9 protein-coding genes are annotated in these 13,028 nt (G+C 58.7%); 6 read left to right on the forward strand and 3 right to left on the reverse strand.

The window, feature by feature from the left end:
• Positions 1–71: 71 nt before the first annotated feature.
• A complete protein-coding gene (locus AK821_RS06330; protein WP_064388908.1) occupies positions 72–2,522 on the reverse strand; it encodes a glycogen/starch/alpha-glucan phosphorylase in 2,451 nt (816 codons plus the stop codon).
• Positions 2,523–2,781: 259 nt separating this feature from the next.
• Between AK821_RS06330 and AK821_RS06335 the strand changes: the two genes are divergently transcribed.
• Complete coding sequence (locus AK821_RS06335) at positions 2,782–3,219, forward strand: YkgJ family cysteine cluster protein (RefSeq protein ID WP_008080573.1); 438 nt, start codon at positions 2,782–2,784, stop codon at positions 3,217–3,219.
• Between the two features lie 319 nt (positions 3,220–3,538).
• Here the strand turns inward: AK821_RS06335 and typA are convergent, their stop codons facing one another.
• Positions 3,539–5,359 carry a translational GTPase TypA gene (typA, locus tag AK821_RS06340; RefSeq protein WP_064388909.1) on the reverse strand — a complete coding sequence of 607 codons (1,821 nt, stop codon included), beginning with the start codon at positions 5,357–5,359 and terminating at the stop codon, positions 3,539–3,541.
• 139 nt (positions 5,360–5,498) lie between these two features.
• Positions 5,499–6,953, reverse strand: a complete 1,455-nt coding sequence (gene thiI / locus AK821_RS06345) for a tRNA uracil 4-sulfurtransferase ThiI (protein ID WP_064388910.1) — start codon at positions 6,951–6,953, stop codon at positions 5,499–5,501.
• Between the two features lie 328 nt (positions 6,954–7,281).
• On the opposite strand from thiI, the gene glnA reads away from it, so the two are divergent.
• The 5 genes from glnA to ntrC all read left to right on the forward strand — a co-directional run bounded on the left by glnA (position 7,282) and on the right by ntrC (position 12,855).
• Complete coding sequence (gene glnA / locus AK821_RS06350) at positions 7,282–8,688, forward strand: type I glutamate--ammonia ligase (protein ID WP_008080570.1); 1,407 nt, start codon at positions 7,282–7,284, stop codon at positions 8,686–8,688.
• Between the two features lie 284 nt (positions 8,689–8,972).
• Positions 8,973–9,485: a DUF4124 domain-containing protein gene (locus AK821_RS06355; protein WP_064388911.1), complete on the forward strand. Its 513-nt coding sequence runs from the start codon at positions 8,973–8,975 to the stop codon at positions 9,483–9,485.
• Positions 9,482–10,105, forward strand: a complete 624-nt coding sequence (locus AK821_RS06360) for a DUF4124 domain-containing protein (protein WP_064388912.1) — start codon at positions 9,482–9,484, stop codon at positions 10,103–10,105. Before AK821_RS06355 ends, AK821_RS06360 begins: the two co-directional genes overlap by 4 nt.
• A 231-nt stretch (positions 10,106–10,336) precedes the next feature.
• Positions 10,337–11,422 (forward strand): nitrogen regulation protein NR(II), encoded by a 1,086-nt coding sequence (gene glnL, locus AK821_RS06365; protein ID WP_007909240.1) that lies wholly within the window; start codon positions 10,337–10,339, stop codon positions 11,420–11,422.
• The gene (gene ntrC, locus AK821_RS06370; protein WP_007909238.1) at positions 11,419–12,855 is read left to right on the forward strand and encodes a nitrogen regulation protein NR(I); all 1,437 of its coding nucleotides are present in this window, start codon (positions 11,419–11,421) and stop codon (positions 12,853–12,855) included. The genes glnL and ntrC overlap by 4 nt, the downstream gene beginning before the upstream one ends.
• Positions 12,856–13,028 lie beyond the last annotated feature (173 nt).

Genomic DNA, 13,028 nt, shown 5'->3' on the forward strand with positions numbered 1-13,028 from the left:
AACACTTGTGTAGGAGCTGCCGAAGGCTGCGATCTTTTCCGGCGCGCGATTATATCGAGCCGAGTGGAAAGTTACTCCAGTGCTTTCCAGATATCCGTGGCGTACTCGCGAATCGTCCGGTCCGAGGAGAACCAGCCCATCCGCGCCGTGTTGAGCACTGCAGAACGCCACCAGTTGTTGGAATCGTGCCAATGCGCTTCAACGCGCTTCTGGGCTTCCCAATACGAATCGAAGTCGGCGCAGACCAGGAAGCGGTCGTAATCCACCAGCGAATCGATCAGCCCGGTATAGCGCGAAGTGTCATCCGGCGAGAACACCCCGCTGCGGATCGCTTGCAGCACATCGTTCAGACGATGCGAGGCAGCAATGTCCGGCAAAGCGCTGAACTCGTGATTCTGTTTACGCGCTTCCACCTGCTGGGCGCTGAGACCGAAGATGAACATGTGTTCCACACCGATGCGCTCGGCCATTTCGACGTTGGCACCGTCAAGGGTGCCGATGGTCAACGCGCCGTTGAGGCCAAACTTCATGTTACTGGTGCCTGAAGCCTCGAAACCGGCGGTGGAAATCTGCTCGGACAAGTCCGCTGCCGGAATGATGCTCTCCGCCAGACTGACGTTGTAGTTGGGCAGGAACACCACTTTCAGCAGGCCGCGAACAGTCGGGTCGTTGTTCACTACCCGGGCGATATCGTTGGTCAGTTTGATGATCAGTTTGGCCTGGTGATAACTCGCCGCCGCTTTACCGGCAAAGATTTTCACCCGTGGCACCCAGTCGACTTCCGGCTCGGCGCGAATCGCCTGATACAGCGCCACGGTGTGCATCAGGTTGAGCAACTGGCGTTTGTATTCGTGGATACGTTTGACCTGCACGTCGAACATCGCCGCCGGATTGACCGCGATCCCCAACCGTTCATGAATCAGATAGGCCAGCGCTTTTTTGCTATGCAGCCGTTGTTCGGAAAAAGCTTTACGGAACGCGGTTTTTTCGGCGAACGGCTCGAGATCGAGCAAACGCTCTTCGGGGTTATCCAATAGATCCGGGCCGAGCGCGTCGACCAACATCGAAGTCAGTTCCGGGTTGGCCTGATAAAGCCAGCGGCGGAAGGTAATGCCGTTGGTTTTGTTGTTGATCCGCTCCGGGTAGAGCTTGTGCAGTTCGGCGAACACGGTTTTGCGCATCAGTTGCGTGTGCAAGCCAGACACGCCATTGACGCTGTGCGAACCAAGGAAAGCGAGGTTGCCCATGCGCACCCGGCGACCGTTGTCTTCCTCGATCAACGACACCGCGCGCAGCACGTCGAAATCGTGAATGCCCTTGGCCCGCAGCGAATCGATGTGCTGAGCGTTGATCAGGTAAATGATCTGCATGTGGCGCGGCAACATACGTTCCATCAAACCCACCGGCCAGGTTTCCAGCGCTTCCGGCAGCAGCGTGTGGTTGGTGTACGACAGCGTGTCGACGGTGACTTGCCAAGCCGCATCCCACGCCACGTCGTAGACATCGACCAATTGGCGCATCAATTCGGCCACGGCAATCGAGGGGTGGGGGTCGTTGAGCTGGATCGCCGCGTGATCGCCCAGCGTCAGCACCGAGGTGTGCATGTTGCGGTGACGGCGCAGCAAATCCTGCAAGGAAGCAGCGACAAAGAAGTATTCCTGGCGCAGGCGCAGCTCTTGCCCTGCTTCGGTGCTGTCCGCCGGGTAAAGCACGCGGGAGATACTTTCGGCGCGAGCAACCTCGGCGACGGCGCCCAAGTGGTCACCGGCGTTGAAGCGTTCCAGGTGCAAATCTTCCATGGCGCGGGCACGCCACAGACGCAAGGTGTTGCCGCTCGCCCCACGCCAGCCGACCACGGGCGTGTCGTAGGCAATCGCGCGGACGGTTTCCGCTGGCGACCAGACTTGCTTGGATTTCCCGGAAACGTCGGTGACCGTCTCGACGCTGCCGCCGAAGCCGATGGTGTAAACCACTTCTGGCCGTTCGAATTCCCACGGGTTGCCGAAATCCAGCCAGTGCTCGGTCTGCTCCTGCTGCCAGCCGTCGACGATGGCCTGACGGAACAAGCCGTGCTCATAACGAATGCCGTAACCGTGGCCGGCAATGCCGAGGGTCGACATGCTTTCCATGAAGCACGCCGCCAGACGCCCGAGGCCGCCGTTGCCGAGCGCTGCGTCAGGTTCCAGCAGACGGATGCGCTCCAGATCGACACCGAGTTCAGTCAGCGCTTCGCGGGCCACATCGAGCAGGCCAAGATTGCTCAGGCTGTCGTAGAGCAAACGGCCGATAAGAAATTCCAGTGAGAGGTAGTACACCCGTTTCTGACCTTTGCGGTAGATCTGCCGGGTGTGGTCCATCCAGTGCTCGACCATGTGATCACGCGCCGCGAGGGCGATGGCTTCGAACCAGTCATGGTCGAACGCGTGATCGGGGTCTTTACCCACCGCGTAGGTGAGTTTGGTCAGGACGGCGTCGCGGAATGCGGCCACCTCTGCTTCGCGAACTAGTGGTTCTTGAGTCATCAATAGGACCTCGAGCGAGCGGGAATTGTCTGAGCCTAGACGGTCTGACCGACGGTGAGGGCTCTGGTTCGGCAGTATTTCCTGAGACTGTGAGATAGCCCGGCATTACCTTGGCGAGTGAGCTAATGAATGCAGGGGCCGTGCCGAATTGTCCGGCAATGTGCCTGTATGCAGAAAAAATCTGGCGAAAGGTTGTTCAAAAATCCACCAGTCCCGGTATGATCGCGCGCCCTGATGCACACACGCCTGGTAACTCCCGATGATGAAGCCCAACCTGATTGCCGCCGCCGAGATCGATCGTCTCGATACGTGGGCGAAATATTCGGCCCCGATGTGCGGTTCCTGCATATCCAGCTGCTGCACGCTGCCGGTTGAGGTGAAGATCAAGGATCTGGTGCGCATCGGTGTGGTCGACGAGTTCGAACTGGGTGACCCGCCGAAGAACATCGCCAAGCGTTTGCAGAAGGAAGGCCTGGTCGAGCGCTTCAATCAGAAGTCCGGCATCTTCACCCTGCAGCGCATGAGCAACAACGATTGCTACTACCTGGATCGTAAGAGCCGCCTGTGCACCATTTATGACAAGCGCCCGGATACCTGCCGCAATCACCCGAAGATCGGCCCGCGTCCGGGGTATTGCGCTTATAAGCCGAAGGAAGTGGTGCGCGAGCAGAATTTCCGCGCGATCGAGAAGTTTTAAACGCTTACCCTCATAGGAACGCCGCCCGCCCAGCCCTCTCCCGGAGGGAGAGGGAGCCGACCAAGGTGTCTGGCGCCATACATCGACCTGAAACACCCAGGCGATTATGGATTCGGTTGAGCCCCACCAAATCGATTTTGGATTCAGCAGAATTCTTTCAAGTCGATGTATCCCCTGAGCATCCCCCATTCAGTCCCCTCTCCCTCCGGGAGAGGGCTAGGGTGAGGGGCTCTTCAGAACTAACAAACTTTCCCCAGACAAACAAAAACGCCCCCGGTCTCGCGACCGGGGGCGTTTTCATTCAGCCTGAACTAAAGACTCAGTTCTTGGCTTTCTTGGCAGCGCGGGTACGCTCGCTTTCGTCCAGGATCTTCTTGCGAAGACGGATGGACTTAGGAGTGACTTCGCACAGCTCGTCTTCCTGGATGTATTCCAGAGCCTGTTCCAGGGTGAAGCGAACAGGTGGTACCAGAGCGATGGTTTCGTCTTTACCCGAAGCACGCATGTTGTCGAGCTTCTTGCCTTTGGTCGGGTTTACACCCAGGTCGTTGTCGCGGCTGTTCTGACCAACGATTTGACCGTTGTAGATCTCCTGGCCGTGTTCTACGAACAGCTTGCCACGAGCCTGCAGGGTTTCCAGCGAGTAGGTCAGTGCCTTGCCGGTTTCAACCGAAACCAGAACGCCGTTCTGACGGCCGGACATGTGGCCCGACTTGACGGTGTCGTAACGATCGAAGATCGAGGTCAGGATGCCAGCACCGTTGGTCAGGGTCAGGAACTGGTTACGGAAACCGATCAGACCGCGAGCAGGGATGTTGTATTCCAGACGAACACGGCCCTTGCCATCCGGCACCATGTTGCTCAGGTCGCCTTTACGCAGACCCATCTCTTCCATGACCTTGCCCTGAGCTTCTTCAGGGATGTCGATGGTGACGTTTTCGAACGGTTCTTGTTTAACGCCGTTCACTTCACGAATGATTACTTCAGGACGGCCCAGGGCCAGCTCGAAGCCTTCGCGACGCATGGTTTCGATCAGTACCGAGAGGTGCAGCTCACCACGGCCGGAAACCTTGAACTTGTCAGCGGTGTCGCCTTCTTCAACGCGCAGTGCAACGTTGTACAGCAGCTCTTTGTCCAGACGGTCCTTGATGTTACGGGACGTCACGAACTTGCCTTCTTTACCGCAGAATGGCGAGTCGTTTACCTGGAAGGTCATCGAAACGGTTGGCTCGTCAACGGTCAGAGGCTTCATCGCCTCGACAGTGTCCGGGTGGCACAGGGTGTCGGAGATGAACAGCGAGTCCATACCGCTGATGCAAACGATATCGCCTGCTGCAGCTTCTTCAACGTCGATGCGGTGCAGACCGTGGTGACCCATCAGTTTCAGGATACGGCCGTTGCGACGCTTGCCGTCGGCACCGATCGCCACAACCGGGGTGTTTGGCTTGACGCGGCCACGAGCGATACGGCCAACGCCGATAACACCCAGGAAGCTGTTGTAGTCCAGAGCGGAGATCTGCATCTGGAACGCACCGTCACGGTCAACAGCCGGAGGCGGAACGTGGTCGACTACCGCTTGATACAGCGGGGTCATGTCTTCCGCCATGGCGGTGTGATCCAGACCGGCAATGCCGTTCAGGGCCGAGGCGTAAACAACCTGGAAGTCCAGTTGTTCTTCGGTAGCACCGAGGTTGTCGAACAGGTCGAAGATCTGGTCCAGAACCCAGTCCGGACGCGCGCCTGGACGGTCAACCTTGTTGATCACCACGATTGGACGCAGGCCGGCTTCGAAAGCCTTCTTGGTCACGAAACGGGTTTGCGGCATAGGGCCGTCTTGAGCGTCAACCAGCAGCAGAACGGAGTCAACCATCGACATTACGCGTTCAACTTCGCCGCCGAAGTCGGCGTGGCCCGGGGTGTCCACGATGTTGATGTGGTAGCCGTTCCAGTTGATGGCGGTGTTTTTCGCCAGAATGGTAATACCGCGCTCTTTTTCCTGGTCGTTGGAGTCCATCACGCGCTCGTCGTTGAGCTCGTTGCGCTCCAGAGTGCCGGATTGACGCAGGAGTTTGTCTACCAGGGTGGTTTTACCATGGTCAACGTGGGCAATGATGGCGATGTTGCGTAGATTTTCGATCACTTGTGTATCTCGATCAGAGGATTCGGTTTGCTGACAAGTCTTGGCAGCGATTAGCAGTAGTGTCCGGCATGGCCGTTACAGCTTGACGGCGGTGTCGGGGGGCCGGTGACGCAGGCCACAGGCAAACAGCCCCGGGCACTTAGCTCGGTCGATAAACGCGCACATTGGCATGCCCCTCACTGAGCAAATGGTGAGCATGCAGGCGACTCATCACGCCTTTGTCGCAATACAGCAGGTACTGGCGAGTCGGATCCAGCTCCTTGAAACGAGCGTTCACTGCGTAGAACGGCATCGTCTGTACTTCTACGCCAGCGAGTTCCAGCGGCTCATCCTCGGCGGCATCCGGGTGACGGATGTCGATCACGATCTGGCCGGCCAGTGCTTCGCTGACTTCTTCAATCTGTACGTCCTGGCCCAATTCGTCGATCACCCGATCGATCGGCACCAGTTTGGCGTTTTCGAGCGCACGCTCGAGGACTGCCATGTCGAATTCTTTCTCTTCGTGCTCAACGCGACCGCGTTTGGCGGCGGTCTTCGGATTGACCGAAATGACCCCGCAGTATTCCGGCATGTGCCGGGCGAAATCGGCGGTACCGATCTCGTTGGCCGTGTCGATGATGTCCTGCTTGTGCGCCACGATCAGCGGACGCAGGACCAGTTTGTCGGTCACGCAGTCGATCACCGACAGGTTCGGCAGCGTCTGGCTCGACACCTGGGAGATCGCCTCGCCGGTGACCAGTGCCTCGATCTGCAGACGGTCGGCGATGTTGGAAGCCGCGCGCAACATCATACGCTTCAATACGACGCCCATATGACTGTTATCGACTTTGCCGAGAATTTCGCCCAACACTTCTTCGAACGGAACACTGACAAATAGCACGCGTTGCGAGCTGCCGTACTTCTTCCAGATGAAATGCGCGACTTCCATCACGCCCAATTCGTGGGCACGACCGCCCAGATTGAAAAAGCAGAAGTGCGTCATCAGGCCGCGACGAATGATCTGGTAGGCCGCAACGGTCGAGTCAAAGCCGCCGGACATCAATACCAGCGTCTGCTCCAGGGCGCCGAGCGGGTAGCCGCCGATGCCGTTGTGCTGGCTGTGGATCACGAACAACCGTTTGTCGCGAACTTCGATACGAACTTCGATTTGCGGCGCTTTCAGGTCGATACCGGCGGCACCGCACTCACGCCGCAGCTTGCTGCCGACGTATTTTTCGACGTCCATCGAGCTGAACGTGTGCTTGCCGGCACGCTTGCAGCGTACCGAGAAAATCTTCCCGGCCAGTGCATCGCCGTAGTGCTGTTTGCACTTTTCGGTGATGTCGTCGAAGTCACCCAGCGGGTACTCGTCGATCTGCAGGAAGTGCGCGATGCCCGGCATGCAGGTCAGGCGCTCGCCCATCTCTTTCAAGGCTTTGGCGTCGGTTACGCGGGTTTCCAGCTCGAGATTGTCCCACACACCGTTCACCACCACGGCCGGGTCCAGGTCGCGGAGCACGGTGCGGATGTTCTTGGCCAACTGGCGGATGAATTTCGTCCGGACAGGTCGGCTTTTGATGGTGATCTCGGGGAAGACTTTTACGATTAGTTTCATGAAAACAGCGCGCGAACGGCCAGCCGAAAAAGGGGGGCGCGGATTATAGCGGAAATTGCTCAAGGTTTAACCAGTTAATGTGCAGAAGGTTTTGCATGCACCAAAACGGGTCATTTTCGATTTATAACGCTACATTAGAGGGCGAGATTTTCCGCTTTCAGACGCGTAGCACCTTAATAAGCGTGAATTTGGGGCAAAAAACCCATGCTGGGGCACTGGCATGCAATTTGCTCCCTTGTGAGGCAGGTTGCCTTGGCAGAGTATTCGCGCCGGCATCAACCAAATTCAAGGGCATCCACTACCAAGCCCGAAGCCACCCGGAGGACATATGTCGAAGACGGTTCAACTCATCAAAGATCATGACGTCAAGTGGATTGATCTGCGCTTCACGGACACCAAAGGTACTCAGCACCACGTGACCATGCCGGCTCGCGATGCTTTGGACGACGACTTCTTCGAAGTCGGCAAAATGTTCGACGGCTCCTCCATCGCTGGCTGGAAAGGCATCGAAGCCTCCGACATGATCCTGATGCCGGTTGACGAAACTGCCGTTCTCGACCCGTTCACCGAAGACGCCACCCTGATCCTGGTGTGCGACATCATCGAACCTTCGAGCATGCAAGGCTACGACCGCGACCCACGTGCGATCGCCAAGCGCGCCGAAGAACACCTGAAAGCCACCGGTATCGGTGACACTGTGTTCGCCGGTCCAGAGCCAGAATTCTTCATCTTCGACTCGGTGAAATTCAAGTCGGACATCTCCGGCTCGATGTTCAAGATCTACTCCGAGCAAGGTTCGTGGATGTCCGACCAGGACATCGAAGGCGGCAACAAGGGTCACCGTCCAGGCGTCAAAGGCGGCTACTTCCCGGTTCCACCATTCGACCACGACCACGAAATCCGTACCTCCATGTGCAACGCACTGGAAGAAATGGGCCTGACCGTCGAAGTTCACCACCACGAAGTGGCGACTGCCGGCCAGAACGAAATCGGCGTCAAGTTCAACACCCTGGTGAAGAAAGCCGACGAAACCCAAACCCTGAAGTACGTTGTGCACAACGTTGCTGACGCTTACGGCCGCACCGCGACCTTCATGCCGAAGCCACTGTACGGCGACAACGGTTCGGGCATGCACGTTCACATGTCGATCTGGAAAGACGGCAAGAACACCTTCGCTGGTGAAGGCTATGCCGGCCTGTCCGATACCGCTCTGTACTTCATCGGCGGCATCATCAAGCACGGTAAGGCCCTGAACGGCTTCACCAACCCGGCGACCAACTCGTACAAGCGTCTGGTACCAGGCTTCGAAGCTCCAGTGATGCTGGCCTACTCGGCTCGCAACCGCTCCGCTTCGATCCGTATTCCTTACGTGTCGAGCCCGAAAGCCCGCCGTATCGAAGCGCGCTTCCCGGATCCGGCTGCCAACCCGTACCTGGCCTTCGCAGCACTGCTGATGGCTGGTCTGGACGGTATCCAGAACAAGATCCACCCAGGCGACGCTGCTGACAAAAACCTGTACGACCTGCCGCCGGAAGAGGCGAAAGAGATCCCACAAGTTTGCGGCAGCCTGAAAGAAGCCCTGGAAGAGCTGGACAAGGGCCGCGCGTTCCTGACCAAGGGCGGCGTATTCTCCGACGACTTCATCGACGCTTACATCGCGCTGAAATCGGAAGAAGAAATCAAGGTACGCACCTTCGTACACCCACTGGAATATGAGCTGTACTACAGCTGCTGATCCGGTAGCGCTGCGCTACGCGGCGTGACAAAAAGAGGCCTCCTTCGGGAGGCCTTTTTTATTGCCTGGATTATGGCCGACCGAGATCCCCTGTAGGAGTGAGCCCGCTCGCGATAGCGGTGGATCATTGAAGGCAATACTGACTGACACGACGCCATCGCGAGCAGGCTCACTCCTACAGGGGAATCGTGGTGTCTGAATGATCTCTGGATGTGTGCAGGGTTGGGCCAACCGCCGCACCTGTCCTATGCTGCACCCCATCGCTTTCAATCCCGGTCGATTTCATGGGTCGCACCTTTCTCTACATTCTGCTGCTGATCGCCCTGCCCGCCGCCGCGCAGATCTACAAGTACACCGATGCCAACGGCAACACGGTCTACAGCGATCATTCGCCGGAGGGCGTGCAGGCGCAGCCGGTGGAATTGCCGCCACTCAATCGTGTCGAGCCGCAAGCACCGAGCGCACCCCCTGCGCCCGTCAGCGACAACCGCGAACCCCAGCGCAACGCTTACGACATTCTCGAACTCGCCGGCCTGCCCAGCGAAGAGGCCCTGCGCGCCAACAACGGCACGTTCACTGTCCAAGTGCTGATCAAGCCGCGCCTGCAGCCGCCGCATCAATTAAGACTGGTTCTGGATGACGAACTCTACGGTCAGCCGAGCAACGTGCCGATCCTGCAACTGGTGAACGTTGATCGTGGTGAACATCGTCTAGCGGTGCAGGTGATCGACGGGCAGACGATCATCCAGCAGAGTCCGCCAGTGGCCCTCAGCGTGCAGCGGGTGCACAAGCCATGATCCGCGCGTGGTTGTTCGTCCTGTCGGCGCTGATGTCGCTGCAAGCTTCAGCCGAGGTCTTCACCTATACCGATGCGCAGGGCAATCGCGTCTACACCGATCAGCCGCGCAGCAACGCCAAGCGCGTTCCCATAGCGACCAGCAATCGCATGTCGGCCAACCCCAGCGCCGCTGCGCCGATCTCCACGGCGAAAAAATCAGTGGAACAACCGCCTTTCCACTACGACATGCTGCGCATTCTGGTGCCTGAACCCGATGCAACCATTCGCAGCAGCGCCGGCGAAATCATCGTCAGCGTTACCAGCGAACCCGGCCTGCAACGCGGCCACCGTTATCGCCTGTTGCTGGATGGCCAAGCCACCGGCGAACCCGGCCTCAGTCCTGTGTTTCCGCTGACCAATATCGATCGTGGCAGCCACAACCTTTCCGTGGAAATCCTTGACACCGAAGGCCGTACCGTCGAACGCACGGCCAACCAGCCCTTCCATATGCTGCGCATGTCGCTTGCGCAGAAGCGTCAGGTCAAACCCTGCACCAAGGACGATTACGGCGTACGCCCGGAATGCCCACTGAAAGACAAACCGCCTGAGCCGAAAAACCCCTTCCTGCGTTTCTTCTAACGCCGTTCAGCTTTGCGCACTATATTGGTGCAATAGGCTGCACCGTACTCATATTCCAACCCATTTTGGTTCGAAACTTCCCGTTCGCGCTGGCCGAATGCCATGCAAACGAGCGTCAAACGCCCGTTTCAGGCGTCGAACGCTTCTTTTCAGAGCCTTGGTTTGGTTTTTGCATTTTCCCGATACCGACGCTTGCTTGTTGCGCACGCTCCGCCCCCAAAAGAGGCTCCGATGACTATTAGCGACGCAATCCACCGTTTGCTGCTCGACAATCTGACCACCGCCACCATTCTGCTCGACGCCGAATTGCGCCTTGAGTACATGAACCCGGCGGCGGAGATGCTGCTCGCCATCAGCGGGCAGCGTAGCCATGGGCAGTTCATCAGCGAGCTGTTCACCGAATCCACCGAGGCGCTGAATTCCCTGCGCCAGGCGGTAGAACAGGCGCATCCGTTTACCAAGCGCGAAGCGATGCTCACCGCCCTCACCGGCCAGACCTTGACCGTGGATTACGCGGTGACGCCAATCCTCAGCAATGGCGCGACCATGCTCCTGCTTGAGGTTCATCCGCGTGACCGCTTGCTGCGGATCACCAAGGAAGAGGCGCAGCTGTCCAAGCAGGAAACCAGCAAAATGCTGGTGCGCGGCCTCGCCCACGAGATCAAGAATCCACTGGGCGGCATCCGCGGCGCTGCGCAATTGCTGGCCCGCGAGCTTCCGGAAGACAGCCTGCGCGATTACACCAACGTGATCATTGAAGAGGCCGACCGCCTGCGCAATCTGGTCGACCGCATGCTCGGTTCGAACAAACTGCCGTCGCTGGCGATGTGCAACGTCCACGAAGTGCTCGAGCGCGTCTGCCAACTGGTCGAAGCCGAAAGTCAGGGCTGCATCACCTTGGTGCGCGATTACGACCCGAGCATTCCCGACGTCTTGATCGACCGCGAACAAATGATTCAGGCGGTGTTGAACATCGTGCGCAACGCGATGCAGGCGATCAGCAGCCAGAACGAGCTGCGTCTGGGCCGCATCAGCCTGCGCACCCGGACCATGCGCCAGTTCACCATCGGCCACGTCCGCCATCGTCTGGTGACCAAGATCGAGATCATCGACAACGGCCCGGGGATCCCGGCGGAACTTCAGGAAACCATTTTCTTTCCCATGGTCAGCGGACGCCCGGACGGTACCGGGCTCGGTCTGGCCATTACCCAGAACATCATCAGCCAGCACCAGGGTCTGATCGAGTGTGACAGCCATCCAGGCCACACCACCTTCTCGATCTTTCTGCCACTGGAACAAGGAGCCACATCGACATGAGCCGTAGTGAAACCGTGTGGATCGTCGATGACGACCGTTCTATCCGTTGGGTTCTGGAAAAGGCCTTGCAGCAGGAAGGTATGACCACCCAGAGCTTCGACAGCGCTGATGGCGTGATGAGTCGCCTGGCCCGTCAGCAGCCTGACGTGATCATTTCCGATATCCGCATGCCGGGTGCCAGTGGTCTGGACCTTCTGGCGCGGATTCGCGAGCAGCATCCACGGTTGCCGGTCATCATCATGACCGCTCACTCCGATCTGGACAGCGCTGTCGCCTCGTATCAGGGCGGTGCGTTCGAGTATTTGCCGAAGCCGTTCGACGTTGATGAAGCGGTGTCGCTGGTCAAGCGCGCCAATCAGCACGCGCAAGAACAGCAAGGCCTGGAAGTCGTACCGGCCCTGACCCGCACCCCGGAAATCATCGGCGAAGCGCCGGCGATGCAGGAAGTGTTTCGCGCCATTGGCCGCTTGAGCCACTCCAACATCACCGTGCTGATCAACGGCGAATCCGGTACCGGTAAAGAGCTGGTTGCCCACGCCCTGCACCGCCACAGCCCGCGCGCGGCTTCGCCGTTCATCGCGCTGAACATGGCGGCGATTCCCAAGGACCTGATGGAATCCGAGCTGTTCGGCCATGAGAAAGGTGCGTTCACCGGCGCGGCCAACCTGCGTCGTGGCCGCTTCGAACAGGCTGATGGCGGCACGCTGTTTCTCGATGAAATCGGCGACATGCCGGCGGATACGCAAACCCGTTTGCTGCGGGTTCTGGCCGACGGCGAGTTCTATCGCGTTGGCGGGCATGTGCCGGTCAAGGTCGACGTGCGCATCATCGCCGCGACGCACCAGAATCTGGAAACCCTGGTGCACGCCGGCAAATTCCGTGAGGACTTGTTCCACCGCCTCAACGTGATCCGCATCCACATCCCGCGCCTGTCGGATCGTCGTGAAGATATCCCGACCCTGGCCAAGCACTTCCTCAGCCGCGCCGCGCAGGAATTGGCGGTGGAGCCGAAGCTGCTGAAAAGCGAGACCGAGGAATACCTGAAGAACCTGCCGTGGGGCGGCAACGTACGTCAGTTGGAGAATACCTGCCGCTGGATCACCGTAATGGCGTCCGGGCGCGAAGTGCACATCAGCGACCTGCCACCGGAACTGCTCAACCTGCCGCAAGATTCGGCACCGGTGACCAACTGGGAACAGGCGCTGCGCCAGTGGGCCGACCAGGCCTTGGCGCGTGGTCAGTCGAGTTTGCTCGACAGCGCGGTGCCGGCGTTTGAGCGGATCATGATCGAGACGGCGCTGAAGCACACGGCCGGGCGTCGGCGTGATGCCGCGGTGTTGCTGGGCTGGGGGCGGAATACCCTGACGCGCAAGATCAAGGAATTGGGGATGAAGGTTGATGGTGGGGATGATGATGAGGGGGATGAGGGTTAAGCCCCACGTTCTTCGCTGAACGTCAGATCCAATCGCGAGCAGGCTCACTCCTACAGTTGGAATGCGTTCCACTGTAGGAGTGAGCCTGCTCGCGATGTTTTTAAGGCCACTGTGCACCGCATGAATGCACGATGACCCGTGATCGGGCACTGCGAGTTTCTCCAAATACCGCC

This window comes from Pseudomonas sp. RIT-PI-r, assembly GCF_001297015.1.
In the GTDB taxonomy this organism is placed as follows: Bacteria; Pseudomonadota; Gammaproteobacteria; order Pseudomonadales; family Pseudomonadaceae; genus Aquipseudomonas.

Coding starts and splice junctions, on each gene's coding strand:
- AK821_RS06335 (WP_008080573.1), top strand. CDS start 2,782: ATGATGAAGCCCAACCTGATTGCCGCCGCCGAGATCGATCGTCTCGAT.
- thiI (WP_064388910.1), bottom strand. CDS start 6,953: ATGAAACTAATCGTAAAAGTCTTCCCCGAGATCACCATCAAAAGCCGA.
- AK821_RS06355 (WP_064388911.1), top strand. CDS start 8,973: ATGGGTCGCACCTTTCTCTACATTCTGCTGCTGATCGCCCTGCCCGCC.
- glnA (WP_008080570.1), top strand. CDS start 7,282: ATGTCGAAGACGGTTCAACTCATCAAAGATCATGACGTCAAGTGGATT.
- glnL (WP_007909240.1), top strand. CDS start 10,337: ATGACTATTAGCGACGCAATCCACCGTTTGCTGCTCGACAATCTGACC.
- AK821_RS06330 (WP_064388908.1), bottom strand. CDS start 2,522: ATGACTCAAGAACCACTAGTTCGCGAAGCAGAGGTGGCCGCATTCCGC.
- AK821_RS06360 (WP_064388912.1), top strand. CDS start 9,482: ATGATCCGCGCGTGGTTGTTCGTCCTGTCGGCGCTGATGTCGCTGCAA.
- ntrC (WP_007909238.1), top strand. CDS start 11,419: ATGAGCCGTAGTGAAACCGTGTGGATCGTCGATGACGACCGTTCTATC.